The organism is Bacillus sp. ISL-75, assembly GCF_018613095.1.
In genome coordinates this window covers 1-18,905 of record NZ_JAGGQX010000028.1, presented here as the reverse complement: position 1 = coordinate 18,905, position 18,905 = coordinate 1, and the positions used below count along the sequence as shown (strand labels likewise).

Genomic DNA, 18,905 nt, shown 5'->3' with positions numbered 1-18,905 from the left:
ATGTATAAACTTTTAATTGTTGATGATGAAAAAATTGTAATTGAAGGCTTGAAATCTGCAACTAACTGGAAGGAACATCACATTGAAATTGTAGGATCGGCCTCTGACGGAGAAGAAGCCTTTAAAGAAATTATTAACAAAAAGCCTGACATTGTTTTAGCCGATATAAGAATTCCAAAAATGAATGGATTGGATTTAATAAAAGAAACAAAGAATCTTAATCTAGAAACTGTTTTTATCATTATTAGTGGGTATTCAAAATTTGATTACGCCAAAAGGGCCATTCAACTCGAGGCAATTGACTATCTGGTCAAACCAATTGAGGTGGATGAAATTGTTTGTTCTATTAAAAAAGCCATTTTAAAACTTGAAAAAATAAAAAATGAAAAACAAACAACTGAACGGATTAATGAATATCAAATTGCATTAGAAGAAAAGCGTGTTCTTGATTACATCTTAGGACATAGATTTGTTGACCCTGAAATAGACCAAAAATTAAATCGTTTTTCTTTTTTAAACATCGGATTGAAAGGGTTTACATGGGATGATTCAAAAGAGACTGAAAAACTTCAGGTCCCATTAGGTTGTATGAAAAATCTATTGGAAAACAGGGGAATTGAGAGTTTCATTTATACGATTGATTGTCAAATTGTAATCATGTTTTCCAATTCTAGTTTAGAGATTAGGAATGACTTGGTTCATGATCTTGTGTCATTGCATGATATCAAATTAAAACCGATTGTTGGAATCAGCAATGTATATGAAAATATTTCGGAAATAAAGAAAGCATACAGTGAAGCAACAGAAGCATTGAAAAATGGAATTTTTTCAAACCAGTTAATAACATATTATAAAGAATTAGAAACTTTTAATCATTCATTTGGAAACAGTATTATCGAAGAAATTAATCAATTTTTTAATGAAAAAAACCCAAATCTTCTTAGCAGAATGAATCTTTTCATGACCAAAGTTTTTCTCGATTGTAAAAAGAGTAACCTGTCTCCGGAAAAATCAAAATATGTATGTTTTAAAATAGTTAATCATTTTTTGGAATATATCGAAAGTGAATATGAAGTAAATAAAAGTGGTGGCGAAAGATATTTATTATACGAAGAATTAAATCTATTACAGTCTTTGGAAGAAATCAGAGAATGGCTTGTACAATTTATTGATCAATCAACTGAATTTTTAAAGGAGAACCACGTGTCCTATAATGAAAAACTAATCATCGACTTAAAAAGTTTCATAAATACTAATTATAAGGAACCCATCGTTTTAGATGACTTAGGTAAGTTGTTCCATAAGAACCCTGCATACCTGTGCAGTTTGTTTTCTAAAGCAGTTGGTAACACCATCTTTGAATATATTACAAATGTTAGATTGAATAATGCCAAGAAATTACTAAGAAGCTCAAATTTAAAAGTATCAGAAATTTGTAAACAGGTAGGCTACGAAAATCAAAAATACTTTAATCAAGTATTCAAGAAAAATATTGGAACAACCCCAGGTTTCTACCGTTCACAACATATACTAAAGTAAATGTTGGTGGAGTGTTATTTGTGGAGTCCACCTATGAATGTGCGTAATTGTAAATAATTCAATAAAGCCATCGGAGGCGAAGGGAAAATGAATCGACGAAAGAAGAGATTACGAAACATCTTCACAAAAATGGCAGCAAGACTTATTTTTTAGTAATTAACTTACCTATTACTCAAAACTTTTTCCTAAACTCAAGATAACCGTCAATCACAAGCTTCAAAACTGTTTGATACCTGTGTGCCAGGCACTGGTGCGTCGGTTACCACGCAGTTCACTCCAAACTTAATTAAATTTTCCTTCTTTGTTCATAAGAAACAAATGAAAAGAATAAACATCAAAATAGTATGGGTATTTTTTTCTGGGAGGAATAAACATGAATGATGTCCTTGAGAGAACAGCAAGATTTGAACATCGGTTTTGGCTCCAAATATTAGGTGATCATTCGAGGTTTATTTTCGAAGCTCTTGCACCCGTCCAAAAAGAGGAGATTGAAAAGGCATCATCTTTTATACGAGGATTTGACAAACTTCTGGATCGTGCAAATTCCTCAGATATAGTGACATTAACAATCGAAGCTGAAACAGAGGTTATAAGATTACGGGAATTTAAATTGGACTTATTAAGAAAACATCTGATTGGGAAAATAAAAATTCACCTTTCGCCAACCTTTATCAATCATATGGTCAATGAATTAGAGGAATACTTAAGAATTTTAATACACCTAAAAGCAGGGGAAGCTCCTCCTGTTTACCATGAACTACATCATCATCTTTTATGGTTATTAGATGCTGCGGGTCATTCAGAGGCAATTTCCTCTAATTTAGATAGTGTTGAAAAGAAACTCATTGAGAAAAGTAATGCATTTAGGAAGAACTTTGAAGATTTTTACCTGAAATCAGTTGAACTAGCAGGATATTTAAGAAGTAATTTGACCTCGTTCCCTGCTTTGTTAAAAATGAATTCAGACAGCCAGTTAGAAATAAAATTATTTCAAAATTTTTTACAAGAAATTGAAGAACTTAGACTAAGTAAGCAAGCATTAGGAACATTTGCCGCCTTAATGGCGGATCATATGTATCGTGAAGAATGTTATTATCTTATGAAATTAGCAGAATCGGCAAATCTTGACTCACCCAATTGTGATCCTGCTAAACCTCGACTTAAGGAATAATTCAATGAGAAATAAAAGGGAAACACAACCACACCAACAACCACAACCAATGATCGGTCAAGCATGGACTGGTAGACATGTGATCTTGCTTCACTGTACAAATAATAATCAATTTATTAATCTTTATAAAAGTTTCCATGCTCCGTTTGAGCCTCCACGTCAAAATTGTGCAGAAACTTTGTCGCAATTACTGAGTATCGGATATCGTGTTATGGCGATTACGCCCATCTCAGCAAATCATATTCAATATTTTTTGGTACTAGGAGATTAAAGATGCAGAATCAACGAATGCGATAAAAATGAACCCAATCTTTAGCAGTGGGTTCATTTTTTGTTTCTCCATTAATCTAGATTCTCTGAAATTAATTATTGACAAAGTGATTGAATACTACTAAAATTAGAAATTATTTAACAATAATTTAGTTTGCGAGATAAGATGTAATAATGCATAACTTTTTTTAGCGGGGGATTTTGAACCATTTGTTCTTCTTCATAAATTAAATACTAAGCAAGCTATGATTGCTATGGGTCAAACTATAGCAGGAGCAGCTTCTGGAGAGACCGCAGGAAATCTGCGGCGCCGAAGGGTTCACAATCTCAGGCAAAAGGACAGAAGAGTACGAGTTTTATTTGTTATTCTACCAAAAGAGTAATGGATATTATTTGTTATTCTTATGACCGATGAGATTGGAGAAATTCCAATCTCTTTTTTCATGGTGTTTAACCCTTTGTTCATATCTTCACAAAGTGAACGAAGGAAATTATTACTAATGAGGGGGCAAATGAAGTGGCACAACAAGAATTAAAACGAGATTTAAAAAATCGGCACGTACAACTGATTGCGATTGGAGGTACGATTGGAACAGGTTTATTCCTAGGTTCAGGAAAAGCCATTCAGTTAGCAGGTCCATCTATCATTTTTGCCTACTTAATCGTAGGTATCGCATGTTTTTTTGTTATGAGGGCATTAGGAGAGCTTCTTTTATCAAATAAGGGCTATCAATCATTTACGGACTTCGCCGAGGATTATATTGGACCGTGGGCTGGTTATGTAACTGGATGGACGTATTGGTTTTGTTGGATTATGACAGCAATGGCTGATATTATTGCTGTTGGTGTATATGTACAATATTGGTTCGATATCCCACAATGGGTACCTGCTATAGTCTGTTTAATTGTATTATTGGGACTAAATTTATTAACAGTAAAGCTATTTGGAGAATTAGAGTTTTGGTTTGCTTTAATCAAAGTGATCACCATTCTAGCTTTAATCATCATAGGGGTCATTTTGTTAATTATTGGATTTCAAACAGATTCAGGAACGGTGACAGTAAAAAATCTATGGAGCCATGGTGGTCTTTTCCCGAATGGAATAACTGGTTTCTTACTTTCTTTTCAAATGGTTGTATTTGCATTTGTAGGTGTTGAATTAGTAGGTGTATCAGCAGCCGAAACATCCAATCCACAAAAAAATATTCCATCAGCAATAAATAAAATACCTTTAAGAATACTCTTTTTCTATGTGGGAGCCCTTATTATCCTTTTATGCATCAATCCATGGACGCAACTGAATGCAGCAAACAGTCCTTTTGTAAAAACGTTTAGTTTAGTTGGTATTCCGATTGCAGCAGGAATTATTAATTTTGTCGTCTTAACATCAGCTGCGTCTGCCTGTAACAGTGGATTGTTTTCAACGAGCCGCATATTATTTAATTTAAGTAATCATTCACAGGGACCAGCGAATTTTGCTAAATTAAATAAAAATCATGTACCGAGTAACGCATTATTTATATCTGCACTTGTTCTATCAGCAGGAGCTCTTTTAAGTAAGCTGATTCCAGAACAAGCCTTTGGTATCGTGACAACGATTAGTGCGATTTGTTTTATTTGGGTTTGGAGCATTATCTTAATTTGTCATCTGCGATATAAGAAATCACGCCCAGATTTACATGAAAAGTCGATTTTTAAAGCACCGCTTACACCATTTATTAATTATCTTGTTCTCATGTTATTTGCATTTATTCTCATTATTATGCTATTTGCAGAATCAACTCGTGTCGCTTTATTAATGACACCATTATGGTTCATTCTTTTATTCATAGTGTATTCATTTAAAAGGACAAAGGGAAAAAATATTAGAATATCTGCGTAAAGTAAAATTCTTGCAATATAATAAAAATATTGTCACATGATTTGTATCGTGTTACTATTAGATGAAATTAAATTCCTTTAATTTGGTTCAGAGAGGCCAAAAAGGCAAAAGTAAACTTCATATATACTAATTATATATGAATGCCCTTTTGTCCTTTGGATGAAAGGGCATTTTATTTTTGCCCATTATCTTTTAATCAAAGTCCTGTGAGGCTTGAAAGGAGAACGACAAAAATGGAATATCGTAAAAAAACAGTAGTTGCATCAGTAGCAGGTTTAACATTAGAGGGCATGGATATCATGTTTATCTCCTTTGCGATGTCGATGATTATTGCAGAGTTTCATATTGACATGGTTGCTGGCGGTCTTATTTCTTCAATTACCAATTTAGGTATGCTCGCTGGAGGAGTTATTTTCGGTATCTTAGCAGATAAATTTGGGAGAGTTAAAATATTTACCTATACGATTCTACTATTTGCTATCGGAACGGCGTTAACTGGTTTAGCAGTAAATATTGAACAAGTATACATCTTTAGGTTTATTGCCGGCTTAGGTGCAGGTGGGGAATATGGAATTGGTATGGCGCTTGTGGCTGAAGCATGGCCAAAGAATAAACAAGGACGCGCTTCTTCTTATGTTAGCATCGGTGCACAATACGGTGTGATTCTGGCTGCTCTTCTTAGTGCCATGATCCTGCCTGCTTGGGGATGGAGAGGATTGTTTTTCATCGGATTGATTCCTGTTATATTCGCCTTTATCGTCCGAAAAAAATTAGACGAATCGCCCGTGTGGCTGGCAGCACAAAAGAAAAAACAACTTGTGCCAAGGCAAAGGAATTTAAAGCAATTGTTTGCTACTCCTAGAACTTCAGTAACGACGATTGCCTTAGCTATCATGGCAACGGTTCAAATTGCCGGTTATAATGGCTTGATGATTTGGCTGCCATCCATGCTTCAACAATCCCAGGGATTATCGGTTTCAAACTCGGCTCTTTGGACGATTAGTACGGCTGCTGGAATGATTGCAGGTATGTTAACTTTTGGACAGTTTATGGATCGTTTCGGTATGAAACGCTCATTTGGAATCTTCTTATTCGCTTCCGCAGTCGCAGTCTTTTTATACTCATATGCGTCAGGGAATGCAGGTCTTTTAATCGGCGGTGCGATCGTAGGATTCTTCTCGAATGGAATGTTTGCCGGTTACGGTGCATTAATAAGCAATTACTATCCAGTAGAAATTCGCAGCACAGCAACCAATACTATCTTTAACTTCGGTAGAGCATTAGGGGGATTATCTCCTATTTTAGTAGGATATATCCTGCAGCATGCTAATGTGACGATCGCAATGGGATATCTTGCTGTACTCTACTGTATCTCCTTTATAGCAATGGTTAGTTTGAAAAAAAGAAAAGATAATCAAGATCAAAACATTACTTTATCTAAAGTAGTGTGAATTGACTCTTATAGCATCTTCATAAAATAATAAAAATTGAGGCTGCAAATCAAATTGGATTTGTGCCTCTTTTTTATGGAGATTGTTCGCTTATTTTTCCTGATAAATGGTATTGTCGGTGTCATTATGTCGTCCCCAAACATACACTCTTCTTAAAGATGGGTTGGAAATTAGACGTTGAGGTGAGGACAAATTGAACTTCGAGATGCAAAAAGCGAATATGTTGGCTGAAAATATCAAGGGTTTTATAAAATATGTTCAGAAAAGCCATGAGAATAAAAACAGCTTTCGGTTTAATCCGGATAAATTGTTTCAAATAAAACTCCTGATTGAGGAGTTTAAGTTTCAAATACTTGCAGATGAACTTTTAAGAATCAATAAGTTTTCTTGGGATGAAAAGTACACGTATTATTTAGTTGATCAATTTATAGAAGGAATCGAGATTATTGATGAATACATCCATAATAACTACAATGATTTATTTCTCTTAACGGCTAGAGTTTACACATTAAAGGATCTCAGTCAATCATTTAGCAGGCAGGGAAAACTGTATCATTGGTCCTAAGATCTCCTTTTTTTAACTAAGGCATTGGTATTAATAAAGCCAATGCCTATTCATTTCGTCAAATAGGAATTAAATATGGAACTTACAATGTAACCATACCCGTACAAAATACAGGAACAAAAGTGAAGGGTATTTATGCTATTATTATTTGATTATAAGAATTTTCAGGAAATAGGTTGACACATTCGGACAAACCATGATATAAACACAATAAGAAAATTTTAGTAATTAAAAGCATAAAAGTGTGAAATAATATGAGAAAAGTGGAATAAACAGGGGGAAATGACGATCATGGAAACTCGTAGCAAAATTTTAGACTGTACCATTCGTGATGGAGGATTAGTTAACAATTGGGATTTCAGTGTCGAATTTGTTCAAGACTTGTATAACGGCCTAAGTGAAGCGGGTGTTGAATACATGGAGATTGGCTATAAAAATTCTCCAAAGCTTCTTAAGGCGACTGAGCCCAATCCATGGCGGTTTCTTGATGATAACTTCCTGAAAGAAATTATCCCTGTCAAAAAGTTCACGAAGCTATCGGCTTTAGTCGATATTGGGCGTGTAGATCCCAATGATATTCTACCTCGTGAACAAAGTGTTTTAGATATGATTCGCGTAGCGTGCTATATCCGTGAAGTAGATAAAGGATTAGAACTTGTCCAAATGTTCCATGATTTGGGATATGAGACGTCGCTAAACATTATGGCATTATCAAGTGTTCCTGAACAACAGCTGATTAAAGCTTTTGAATTGGTGAAGGAAAGCCCTGTAGATGTGGTCTATATCGTTGATTCCTTTGGAAGCTTAGACCCTATAGATATTGAGCACCAAGTGAAAAAGTTCAAAGCGTTGATCCCTAACAAACAGCTTGGAATTCACACACATAACAATATGCAGTTAGCTTTTGCCAATACATTAACTGCGATGCGAAATGGGGTTACATATCTCGATTCGTCTGTATATGGCATGGGTCGGGCAGCAGGTAACTGTAACACAGAACTTCTTGTTAGTTACATCCAAAAATCAAGCTATGAGATTAAGCCAGTTCTTGGAGTCATTGAGAAGCACATGCTCGAAATGCGTGAAAAGTGGGAGTGGGGCTATATCATTCCTTATATGATTTCTGGTGTCCTTAATGAACATCCACGTGTTGCCATGGCATATCGTGATAGCGCAGATCGTGATCAATTCGTAGATTTTTATGACAAGGTAACATCACCTGAAAGTACAGTGGCGACAACTTTAAAATAGGTTAAAATGCTTAAAGCACCTCTATATTTGAGGTGTTTTTTTATCTTTACTATTTATATATGAGGGCAAATCCCGCATAACATAAAATTTGATTTTTTAAAAAATACAACCTACGCCTCTTTTTTTATCATTCCCTCTATCAAATTGTCAAAATTCCTATTAAAAACCCTATTTCCAGTTTCTTGGTTATCGTTTATACTATTCTAGAAATTATAAAAAATTATTGGGGGAAAATTTTTTGATGCGTCTATTGTCCGTTTTACTAGCTGTAACTCTTACTCTTGGGTTGATACCTATCACTGCTTTTGCACAGATTGATGCTCAAGACCAGGAGTTTCAAAACTTTTTACATGAAATCGGGATGTCGGAAGATGAATTTTTAACATATTTGGAGGATATGCACGACTTTACACTGGCAGACTTTGATTCTGTCTCAGAATTAAAGGATTATCTGGGACCTCTTGTTGACGAAAGCAATTTACAAGATTTGCTCGATAGGTTCGAATTATCGAAACAAGAACTCGAAGATATGCTTGCTGAAAATGGCACTTCCTTGGATGAGTACATTTATTACGACGACCTTTACTTTGACGTTTATGAATTACAATACCAGGAGGAATTAACCCCGATTACAGATGAAAACCTCCAGCAGCTTCTTGATGATTATGAGTTTGAATCAAAAGAAGAACTTGAAAAGTTTTTAAATAAAAACGATGACTCGATTGAAAACTACGAAAACATTGAAGAGCTTGAAGCTGCAGTAGCATTACTAGTCTCTCAGGAAGGAAAAGACGAATTAATCAACATTCTCGATAAGTTTGGCTTATCGCTTGATGAGTCCCAAAAGCTTGCAAATTACTCCATGAACATTTTTGAAGACCCGAATGTTGATGTGGAGGATTTCTACACTAAATTAGAAGATATCGCGAATCGTCTAATGGCATTCCGTGAATTCGATAGCACTGATGATCTGTCTGCGGATGAAATTGCAGAAATACTGGATGTTTGGAATGATCTGCTTAATCTTTTCGAATTGAAAACGGAATTTTATTTAACCAAAGATGGAAAAACAACGCCTCTTTCAGTGGAATCTCTTTTAAAAATGGATTCTACAAATGGTGCAGATTTAAAGATTAAAATCTTCTCGAAAGACGGAGAGTTTCTTGCTGATATGGTGATTACAGCTGAAATGTTCGGTTCAGATTTATTGGATGAAACTGGTGAAAACCTGAAGCAAACAGAACAAGTCGCAAAAGAGGTTTCCAAAGTAGCCACAAAGCTACCTGAGAAAGTACTAAAAAAGACAGTCAAAGGCGGCAAATTGCCAAACACCGCTTCAGACTATCTGCCCAATGCATTAGGCGGCCTTGCCATCGCAGCTGCTGGCCTAATTCTGTTCAGAAGAATGAAAGTAAAAGGGATTCAATAAATGAAAAAGGAAAAAAAAGAGAGAACTAGGCAACTGGTTCATCTTTCCCTATCAATCGGGATTGTCATTTTTGGATTATGGTTCAGTGGAACAAATGCTTTTAAATTTATAAAAGGGTATTTGTTATTTAAATCCGCTCAAGCCAACTCTGAACAGGTTGAAGTGAAAAAAACTGAATCTAAAAAACCCGGCGCCTTTAATGATGGAGACTCTCTATATTCCGAAATTCCGAAAAAAGGGGAATTAATCGGTGAGCTGTTTATTCCGAAATTAGGGGCAACGCTTCCCATTTATCACGGTACAGATGAGGATGAACTAGAAAAAGGGGTCGGCCATTTTGCAGGCAGTGTCCTTCCCGGGGAAAAAGATAACTCGGTGCTATCTGGACACCGCGATACGGTCTTTCGCAGACTTGGCAGTGTCGGAAAAGGAGATCTTTTAATTGTTTCCACATCAGCTGGCAAATTTACGTACAAGGTCAGGAAGGTTCGGATTGTCGATGCCGTCGATCGAACCGTCATTGTTCCTAAACCACGTGCTACATTAACTGTGACAACATGTTATCCGTTCAATTTTATCGGAAATGCCCAGCAGCGTTATATACTTGTGGGAAGTTTAATAAAAAGTGAGAAAAAGTAAAGCTGGTGTAGGGTCTCCCCCCTGCAACAGCTTTACTTTTTTTAGTTAAAATTACTATGCTTCCAAAATTTTAATATATTTACATATTACATTGTTAAACCAAACAACTTTAAATATAATGGGAATAGTTGGATAGTTGAAAAAATAAAAAAGAATTTGAATTATATTGCAAATTATTTATAAGACAACCTTAAGAAGAGGTAATGTACAGTATGAATGAGGAGTTAATAAAAAATGCAAATGCAAGCTATCAGTTAGCTGAGCAGAAGGCTGTTCATTATTTTAAATCACTTTTTGATCAGGTTATGCAAAAGAACTTTGTCCCTACATTAACGAAAGATATTCAATCTTGGAAACACAACCATATTCATCACACTTCGATATTATCCTTTTTTTCACGTCGAAAGGGAAAACCTGATAATCGAGCATATCACAATTATATCCGATGGCTCAATTACACCGGCAAACTTGATAATTACTTGGATCGCAGCATCTCCTATATTTTCATGCGGGACCTAGGCAAAGCTCTGGACTCAACTGAGACACAGAATAGGGTAAGGCGGGTCGTTGACAGTTTAAAAAATCACCTAATTCAGTCTACCGCAACAAACCTTAGTGTCAATTCTGAGACGTTTAGCATGGCCGGGTTGTACCGAATCGCCCAGAAAGAAGGCGTCGAATCCACGATGATCTGGTTGCTAAACAAATTAAAGACTGTATCCTCCAATATTCCAACGGGAATGGATGCTGAGAATGCTCAGCGAAAGCTCATTAAAATTATTGCTGGGGTAATTATGCATGAGGTGGAAGAGATGGGCGATGAGGTATCGCCTGAAGAAAGAAGGCAGAAACTTGATGATGCTATTAGGCTAGGCTATTGCTATGGTTTGACCTATCCATTTATTGACGATCTTCTCGATGCCAAAGTCTTATCTGCTAATGAAGAAAAACAATATTCCGATTTGATTCGTACCACCCTTATCACAGGAAATGTACCGGAATTGGGTGAGTGGTCTGGGAAAAACGTAAACCTAATCCGATATATTCATTCAGAACTCCGCGATGCCTTTGAGTATATTAAATCTCATTTGCGTCCAGAGACTAGCAAAAAATTTTTCAAGCAGGCCTATGTGTTTTTTAATTCACAGGAAGTGGACCGTGTAAAGGATCTATCCAACGCAAATTACACAAATGAAGAGTTATACATTCCGGTCATTTTAAAATCCTCTTCTTCCCGATTGATTGTCCGCTCAGTTATTAGTGCTCCGGAGGATGAAGGCTTTGACACCCGAACATTCTTTTATGGCATATACAACCAGCTTGCGGATGATTTTGCAGATATGTATGAAGACTTGAAGGAGGGCAGGGTAACCCCCTATACCTACTATCTGAAATATCATGATAAGCGAATCGATCTTATAAACCCCTTTGAATTATACTGGACGGTCATTTCCAATTTGATCCATAAGGTATATCACTCTGATAGCAAGGCCTGTGAGGTGATTCTCGATCGTGCAATTAACGGCCTTAAGCGATTTAAAGAACGAATGGGCACTGAAAAATACAACGAAGTTATGAAACTATTTTTTTCTGGAGATTCAAAATTTAATCGCATCATTCAAAATATGGTTCGGAAAGCTGATGATGTCGATTTCTTTGATAAACTACTTCGTGACCATATGATTACCACTCTGAAAAATGAACGGAAAGAGCGGGAAGGGTTTTTAGACACTGTTGAAACTGTTCGTAAGGAGATCAACCACATCTTAAAAATCCCTAAAATCGAAGAAGTTGAGCCAATAATTGATGCTGCCAATTACAGTCTGGAAGGTGACGGGAAGCGATTGAGGCCAATAATGACCTGGGTCATGGGCGTTAACGAATATGGACTAAATAAGTCTGCAATCATGCCACTTCTGAAATCATTGGAATATATGCATACCGCATCCTTAATCTTCGATGATTTGCCATCACAGGATAATTCTTCTACCCGTCGGGGCCGTCCAGCGCTACACTCGGTTTATAACATTGCCATCGCAGAATTAACTGGACTGTTTCTTACCCAAAAGGCCATTGAGGAACAAGCCTCTCTTGACCAATTCGATTCGAAGACTGTGCTTAAGTTGGTCCAATATTCGGCTCAAATGACAGCGGTTATGTGTAGGGGACAGGCGATGGATTTGGATTCTAAAGGGAAACAATTAACACTGGAACAATTGAATTTGATGTGTTTTTATAAAACTGGAATAGCATTTGAAGCTTCCCTAATCATGCCTGCAATCCTCGCCCATGCAAATGAAATCGAAATTGAAGCTTTGAAAAAATTCTCCCAACATGCTGGTATTGCGTTTCAGATAAAAGATGACTTGCTTGATGTGGAAGGAGATCTGATCTTACTCGGAAAACCGATTGGCAAAGATGCTGAAAACAACAGTTCTACTTTTGTGTCAATCCTAGGTCAGGATGGTGCTAGAAAAGAGATGTGGGAACAATACTGTCTAGCAATGGAAGCGTTGCAAGAGATGCCACGCAATATCACTTTTCTGAAGCATTTATTAAATTATATAGTTAACCGTGATCATTAATCGTTTGTCATATTGTTATATTTAGAAGATGTTTAAACCATTGTTTGTTTTACTTGACGTTTTGTCCTGGTAAAAGCAATAAAATCACAAAGTTCTTCTTCAGTTAATGGAGTACCATCGAGATTAATTAAACTGTTACCCGACTGTAATAAGCAGTTTAATTCAACCTTTATTTTTTCTTCGTCGACCCGATTTAAGAGAAAATCAACTGTTGTATCAAATAGTTCGGCCATTTGAGATAAAGCATGTAAAGAAGGCTCTCTATACCCTGATTCATAGCCTGCATAGGTACTTTTGGCAATGCCCAGCTGATCGGCTGTTTCCTGCATTGACCACTTTTTAAGTTTTCTAAGGTTTACTAATCGTTTTAACACTCTCGTTCCCTTCCCCCATGTTTGTTTGCTTGATTATATCATAGAAAAAATCGATTAAAAAGAAATATATACGCGAAATGAAAACAATGATTGATTTTATTATCATAATAGCTTTATAATCAGTTATATTCATTCGCAAAACGCGTACGGGAAGAAATAAAAGTAAAGCGGGGAATAAGGATGAAAAAAATATTATTACTTGCAACAGGGGGAACAATTGCATCGGTGGAGGGCAATGAAGGGCTAGTTCCTGGCATGTCTCCTGATGAATTACTCCGATATTGCCTGAATGTATCTGAATCAATAGAGGTAACGTGCAAAATTCTTATGAATAGAGATAGTACAAATATGCAACCAGAACATTGGGTTATGATGGCAAATGCAATAGCCGATAATTACACTATGTATGATGGATTTGTCATTACACATGGTACTGATACACTAGCCTATACTTCAGCAGCGTTATCCTATATGCTGCAAGGGTTACAAAAACCGGTTGTTGTAACTGGATCCCAAGTTCCAATTAGCTTTAGTCGAACCGATGCCGTAAAAAATGTTGCGGATTCAATTCGATTTGCTTGTGAAGATATTGGTGGCGTTTTTGTTGTCTTTGATGGACGAGTTATTATTGGAACCCGTGCAGTCAAAATTAGAACGAAAAGTTATGATGCTTTTGAGAGTATTAACCATCCTTATGTTGCATATATAACTGGGAACGATGTTAATTACTATTTCAAACCAGAGTTGGTGCAGCAAGAATTAAGTGTAGATACACGTATTTCTCCAGATGTATTTGTTTTAAAATTGTTTCCAGGAACGAAGCCTGAAGTATTTGATTTTGTGAAATCTTGCTATCGAGGTGTCATTATTGAAAGTTTTGGCAATGGGGGTCTTCCGTTTGAGGAACGGAACTTATTACCCAAGATTAAGGAATTAACTGAGGCTGGTATAGCCGTTATCATAACTACTCAATGCTTAGAGGAAGGGGAAGACCTTTATCTCTATGAGGTTGGAAGAAAGGCAGCACAATATAATATCACACTATCAGGTGATATGAACACCGAAGCTATTGTTTCCAAGCTAATGTGGGCGCTTGGAAAAACAAATGATAGTTTAGAGGTAAAGACACTCATGGAAACCCCCATTGCGTGGGATTTAACAACTGATTACGAATAAATAGATTGAAGACCGTTTAATTATTTGAACGGTCTTCTTGCAATGAATGGCTGTTTGTATGTATCTATTACTTCCTTTTAGTAGAATCAGCATCCCCAAATTCAACTAGGAAATTGGTACTGAAAGCGTCCTTGCTCACTCAAATTCTATTCTCTAGAGGACTTCTATTATAGTCTTTTTTATCCATTCACTTTATATATTTACTCCTATAGTATAAATAATAAATGCAAGGAAAGAAGGAAGATCGTGAACACGGATCAAGCTTTTGATTTGTTAATGGAAGCAGGAGTCACAGAAGATACTAGTATTCAAACGGTTAGACGGTGGCTCCGTGAAAGAAAGATTAACTACGAGGGAACAGGACAACGGGATTCAGGATACATAATTGATAATTCAGATCAAGTTTTTAACATGTTAAAGGATGCAGGTGTAACCGATAGCATCGCATTTCAAATTGTTCGTCGCTTGCTGCATGAAGGTAAGATTCAAACCGTGGGGACTCGAAATCGGAAAATAAATAACCAGCAAAATGAAATTGATTCAAAGCAATTTATAGTTAGTTCGTCAGATCAAGAAAAGGTCGTCCACCAATTGAAAATAAGAATAAAAGCACAGGATGAACATATAAAAGGGATTGAACATCTACATAAGACGTCCGTAACCAATTTAATTAAGCAAAGAGATATTTTACATAAAGAAATTGCCAACCTAAAGAATGAGAAAAGTGAATTACAAAAGGAAACCAAGAAATTACTTAAAGAAAATATTGATTTAACTAATGAATTGTTAAAATTAAAAGAAGAACTTTTTAAAGGAAACAAAAGAGGTACTGATAAGACACATGACGTTCCCCCTTCTTCACCTAACACGAATGATTATCGTCAAAAATTAGGTCTTTCAAAAATGGCGAGCGATAAAGAAGTTTTAACCAGATATAAAAAATTATTAAAAATAACTCACCCAGATCACGGCGGTAATGCCACAGCCTTTCATTTCATTAAAACCGATTATGATTATTTTAGAAATAGTATCAAATTGAAATAGATTGGGTTCGGTTGTCAATAACTCCTATTGACGACCGAACCCAATCTTTTTTCATATCTTATGTCGCCAATTCCCCTATTGGCGACTTTTTTGTCCTTGCTATAAGTTTTAGAAACAAGAAAAATTAAATAAAAAATTTATAAAGAAGGAAGAATGATAAGAGGTCTTTTTGCTCATTAAGTATGATCTAACTAATATTATTAATATTAAAGTAATTAGCATATGGGAGGAACATCATGTGGCAAAAGCTTAAGGAAAAAATGCTATGGGTATCCTTGTTATTATTAGTTATCTGCATGATCTTTGGAGAAAACGTTGCTACATGTACAAATAACGAAAACACCCACAAACACATAATTACCGTTTATCTGGCCGGAGATTCGACTGTTTCTGATTATTCCAGCTCGTTAGCACCCAGGGCAGGCTGGGGACAGGTTTTAAATCGGTTTTTCGATAATAAGATTGTCGTAAAAAATGAGGCCTCATCTGGCAGGAGTTCAAAAAGTTTTATTGATGAAGGGAGACTCAAATCAATCTTAGATCAGATTGAGAAGGGTGATTACCTGTTTATTCAATTTGGTCATAATGATGAAAAAAAAGAGGATCCAACCCGTTATACGGAGCCCTATTCAACCTATAAAAGCTATTTAAAACAATATATTGACGGTGCCCGCGCTAAACAAGCTATTCCTGTTCTAGTGACACCTGTTGAACGCCGGCGTTTTTCTGAAAAAGGAAGAGCGCGTGATACGCACGGGGAGTATCCTGCTGCCATGAAGGAGCTTGGAATGGAAGAAAATGTACCTGTCATTGACCTTACTGCCAAAAGCAAGGCATTGTTCGAGGAGGTTGGACCAGAAGAAACGAAGAATATTTTCCTTTGGCTTGATGCAGGAGAGAATGTTAACTATCCAGACGGAGTTCAGGATAACACTCATTTCCAGGAGGCTGGTGCTGAGAAGACTGCCCGTCTTGTGCTTGAAGGCATCGAGGAATCAAAGCTAGTACCGCTTTGTAATCACATTTTGAAATAAGGAAGAAAAATTAAGTGAGGAACTATCATGTGATAGTTTCTTTTTTTTCTCAAATCGGAGGCCTTCCACAAAGAAATCTTCTAATATAAGATATAATGTACATTGTAGTAATCCATACAGTTTAACAAGGAGGGGAAAACAGCCTGAAAACAAGAAAAATATCACTCCAGACCAAAATATTTGGGCTGGTCCTATTACTAGGATTATTGTTGATCCTGCTGCTGACCACATTTTTCAGCTATATGGAAAGTAAACAAATAGAGGAAAATAAGGGCAGGCTGGCACTGGAAATCTCCCGAACGGTTTCATTCATACCGCCCATTATCACCGCCTTTCAAACAAGTGACCCATCGAAAACAATTCAGCCCATTGCCGAAAAGATTCGCACTGAAACTGGTGCTGAATTCGTTGTTATAGGAAACAAAAATGGAATAAGGTATTCGCACCCTTTAAAATCTTTGATCGGGAAGAAAATGACAGGCGGAGATAACGAAAGGGCCATTAAAAATCAGGAATATTATGTATCTAAGGCAAAGGGGTCACTTGGACCTTCAATTAGAGGTAAATCTCCTATTTTCAACAAAAAGGGAGAGGTAATTGGAATCGTTTCTGTTGGATTTTTGCTTGAAGATGTCCATCAGCAAATCTTGAAAACTGTCACCAAGGTACTTCTTGTTTCACTCTTTGCTGTTTTGATTTCACTGATCGGTAGTATCTTACTAGGACGGAATATCCGTAAAGATACAATGGGGCTTGAACCTTATGAGATTGCCGCACTTTATAAAGAAAAGAACGCAGTACTACATGGAGTAAAAGAGGGGATTTTAGCCATAGATAATGAGGGCTACATAACGATGATGAATCAACCCGCCAAGAGACTTTTACATATTAAGGGATCTGTCCGCCATCTAAAAGTAGATGGGTTGTTTCCTTCAGACTATTTATATGAGGTATTAAAATCGGGAAATCCTCAAGTTGATAAAGAAATGGTCTGGAAAGATAAAACAGTGATCGTCAACTGTACGCCACTCTTTGAAGCGTCTGGGATAAGTGGAGTGGTTGCTTCGTTTCGTGATAAAACAGAAATTGAGCAAATGGTAAACACCCTATCAGAAGTAAATAGATATTCGGAAGATCTGCGTGCGCAAACACATGAATATTCCAATAAATTATATGTGTTATTAGGTCTTCTTCAGCTAGGAGAATATGAACAGGCAATCGATATGATTCAAACGGAAACACAGGTATTGCAATTTCAGAATTCTATTGTTTTTAACCATATTAAAGATACGAAAGTACAGGCCATCCTTTTAGGGAAACTTGGAAAGGCTTCAGAAAAGAAAGTAAAGTTTGAGGTTGTATCAGATAGCTATTTAGAGGCATTGCCATCCCATTTTAAGCTATCTAATCTAATAGTCATACTTGGAAATTTAATAGACAATGCGTTTGAAGCTGTCTATGGTTTAGATTCTCCTACAGTGAAATTTTTCGTTACCGATATAGGCAGCGATATCATTTTTGAGATTGCTGATAATGGGAAGGGATTTAGTGATAATGAAATTCCGCTTCTATTTGACAGGGGATATTCTTCTAAAAAAGGAGCTGAACCAAGGGGATTTGGCCTATCTAATGCTGAAGAGGCAGTGTTAGAAATGAATGGGATGATTGAGGTGCAAAGTACCCCGGAAAGTGGGACTGTCTTTACAGTTTACCTTCCAAAGGAATACGAGAGGAGACAAACACTTGACTAGGATAAAAGTAGCTATAGCTGAAGATGATTTTCGAGTTGCCGATATCCATGAGAAATTTTTAACAAAGTTTAATGAAATTGATGTTGTTGGTAAATCATTGAATGGTGATCAGACACTTCAAATTCTAACGGATAAAACCCCTGATTTATTGATTCTCGATGTGTATATGCCTGATATGCTCGGATCCGATCTGCTCCCAATTATCAGGGAGCGTTTTCCAAGGGTTAGTATAATTATGATCACAGCAGCGACCGATAAAGTTTTCCTAGAAAAAGCATTAAGCTACGGAGTAGAAAATTATTTGATTAAACCTGTAAATAAGGAAAGATTTGACGAAGTCATTTTAGAATATATAAAAAAACACTCGCTCCTAACTTCCAGACAAGATGTAGACCAGAATTATGTTGACCTCCTGTTTGGTAATAAAAAGATTGAAAAGGTGGGAAGGGGCACAGGATTACCTAAAGGAATTGATGAAATCACACTTGGAAAGGTGAAAAATGCACTTCAGATTAATAACCAAGGCCTTTCAGCTGAAGAAGTTGGAAAGGAAATTGGAGCATCCCGGATTACTGCACGCCGATATTTAGAATACCTATCCTCCATTAATGAAGCAAAAGCGGAGGTGGTTTATGGTATTGTCGGGAGGCCGGAAAGAAAATATTATCCTGTTTAATAAGGGTGCCTAAAGGCATCCTCAGGCTGTCGCGAAACTTTCGGCAGCCTCTTATTTTCTACAATAAC

General features: G+C 36.4%; 15 protein-coding genes and 1 riboswitch. Of the genes, 14 read left to right on the top strand and 1 reads right to left on the bottom strand.

Annotated elements, in window-relative coordinates:
* The 9 genes from J7E63_RS13395 (at position 1) to J7E63_RS13355 (ending at position 12,782) form a co-directional block, all read left to right on the top strand.
* Positions 1-1,539: a response regulator gene (locus J7E63_RS13395; RefSeq protein ID WP_215012992.1), complete on the top strand. Its 1,539-nt coding sequence runs from the start codon at positions 1-3 to the stop codon at positions 1,537-1,539.
* A 373-nt stretch (positions 1,540-1,912) separates the two neighbouring features.
* Positions 1,913-2,710 (top strand): DUF2935 domain-containing protein, encoded by a 798-nt coding sequence (locus J7E63_RS13390; protein WP_215012985.1) that lies wholly within the window; start codon positions 1,913-1,915, stop codon positions 2,708-2,710.
* A 542-nt stretch (positions 2,711-3,252) separates the two neighbouring features.
* Positions 3,253-3,333: riboswitch (glycine riboswitch) on the top strand.
* Positions 3,334-3,497: 164 nt separating this feature from the next.
* Positions 3,498-4,862: an amino acid permease gene (locus J7E63_RS13385; RefSeq protein WP_215012983.1), complete on the top strand. Its 1,365-nt coding sequence runs from the start codon at positions 3,498-3,500 to the stop codon at positions 4,860-4,862.
* 233 nt (positions 4,863-5,095) lie between these two features.
* Positions 5,096-6,313, top strand: coding sequence for an MFS transporter (locus J7E63_RS13380; RefSeq protein ID WP_215012981.1), 1,218 nt, complete (start codon positions 5,096-5,098; stop codon positions 6,311-6,313).
* A 193-nt stretch (positions 6,314-6,506) separates the two neighbouring features.
* On the top strand, positions 6,507-6,878 hold the full coding sequence (locus J7E63_RS13375) for a hypothetical protein (protein WP_168243107.1): 372 nt from the start codon (positions 6,507-6,509) through the stop codon (positions 6,876-6,878).
* 291 nt (positions 6,879-7,169) lie between these two features.
* Positions 7,170-8,129: an aldolase catalytic domain-containing protein gene (locus J7E63_RS13370; RefSeq protein WP_215012979.1), complete on the top strand. Its 960-nt coding sequence runs from the start codon at positions 7,170-7,172 to the stop codon at positions 8,127-8,129.
* A gap of 241 nt (positions 8,130-8,370) precedes the next feature.
* Positions 8,371-9,558: a processed acidic surface protein gene (locus J7E63_RS13365; protein WP_251033525.1), complete on the top strand. Its 1,188-nt coding sequence runs from the start codon at positions 8,371-8,373 to the stop codon at positions 9,556-9,558.
* Positions 9,559-10,197, top strand: coding sequence for a class D sortase (locus J7E63_RS13360; protein WP_215012975.1), 639 nt, complete (start codon positions 9,559-9,561; stop codon positions 10,195-10,197).
* 203 nt (positions 10,198-10,400) lie between these two features.
* A complete protein-coding gene (locus tag J7E63_RS13355; RefSeq protein WP_215012973.1) occupies positions 10,401-12,782 on the top strand; it encodes a polyprenyl synthetase family protein in 2,382 nt (793 codons plus the stop codon).
* 32 nt (positions 12,783-12,814) lie between these two features.
* Here J7E63_RS13355 and J7E63_RS13350 read toward each other — a convergent pair whose 3' ends face one another.
* Positions 12,815-13,156, bottom strand: coding sequence for a helix-turn-helix domain-containing protein (locus tag J7E63_RS13350; protein ID WP_215012971.1), 342 nt, complete (start codon positions 13,154-13,156; stop codon positions 12,815-12,817).
* A gap of 180 nt (positions 13,157-13,336) precedes the next feature.
* Here J7E63_RS13350 and J7E63_RS13345 point away from each other — a divergent pair, with 180 nt between their 5' ends.
* The 5 genes from J7E63_RS13345 (at position 13,337) to J7E63_RS13325 (ending at position 18,837) form a co-directional block, all read left to right on the top strand.
* Positions 13,337-14,332: an asparaginase gene (locus J7E63_RS13345; protein WP_215012969.1), complete on the top strand. Its 996-nt coding sequence runs from the start codon at positions 13,337-13,339 to the stop codon at positions 14,330-14,332.
* Positions 14,333-14,578: 246 nt separating this feature from the next.
* Complete coding sequence (locus tag J7E63_RS13340; protein WP_215012967.1) at positions 14,579-15,376, top strand: hypothetical protein; 798 nt, start codon at positions 14,579-14,581, stop codon at positions 15,374-15,376.
* A gap of 296 nt (positions 15,377-15,672) precedes the next feature.
* On the top strand, positions 15,673-16,410 hold the full coding sequence (locus tag J7E63_RS13335) for a rhamnogalacturonan acetylesterase (protein ID WP_215013086.1): 738 nt from the start codon (positions 15,673-15,675) through the stop codon (positions 16,408-16,410).
* Positions 16,411-16,553: 143 nt separating this feature from the next.
* Positions 16,554-18,161, top strand: a complete 1,608-nt coding sequence (locus J7E63_RS13330) for an ATP-binding protein (protein ID WP_215013084.1) — start codon at positions 16,554-16,556, stop codon at positions 18,159-18,161.
* A complete protein-coding gene (locus J7E63_RS13325; protein WP_215012965.1) occupies positions 18,154-18,837 on the top strand; it encodes a response regulator in 684 nt (227 codons plus the stop codon). Before J7E63_RS13330 ends, J7E63_RS13325 begins: the two co-directional genes overlap by 8 nt.
* Positions 18,838-18,905 lie beyond the last annotated feature (68 nt).

Coding starts and splice junctions, on each gene's coding strand:
- J7E63_RS13395 (WP_215012992.1), top strand. CDS start 1: ATGTATAAACTTTTAATTGTTGATGATGAAAAAATTGTAATTGAAGGC.
- J7E63_RS13390 (WP_215012985.1), top strand. CDS start 1,913: ATGAATGATGTCCTTGAGAGAACAGCAAGATTTGAACATCGGTTTTGG.
- J7E63_RS13380 (WP_215012981.1), top strand. CDS start 5,096: ATGGAATATCGTAAAAAAACAGTAGTTGCATCAGTAGCAGGTTTAACA.
- J7E63_RS13370 (WP_215012979.1), top strand. CDS start 7,170: ATGGAAACTCGTAGCAAAATTTTAGACTGTACCATTCGTGATGGAGGA.
- J7E63_RS13365 (WP_251033525.1), top strand. CDS start 8,371: ATGCGTCTATTGTCCGTTTTACTAGCTGTAACTCTTACTCTTGGGTTG.
- J7E63_RS13360 (WP_215012975.1), top strand. CDS start 9,559: ATGAAAAAGGAAAAAAAAGAGAGAACTAGGCAACTGGTTCATCTTTCC.
- J7E63_RS13355 (WP_215012973.1), top strand. CDS start 10,401: ATGTACAGTATGAATGAGGAGTTAATAAAAAATGCAAATGCAAGCTAT.
- J7E63_RS13345 (WP_215012969.1), top strand. CDS start 13,337: ATGAAAAAAATATTATTACTTGCAACAGGGGGAACAATTGCATCGGTG.
- J7E63_RS13335 (WP_215013086.1), top strand. CDS start 15,673: ATGATCTTTGGAGAAAACGTTGCTACATGTACAAATAACGAAAACACC.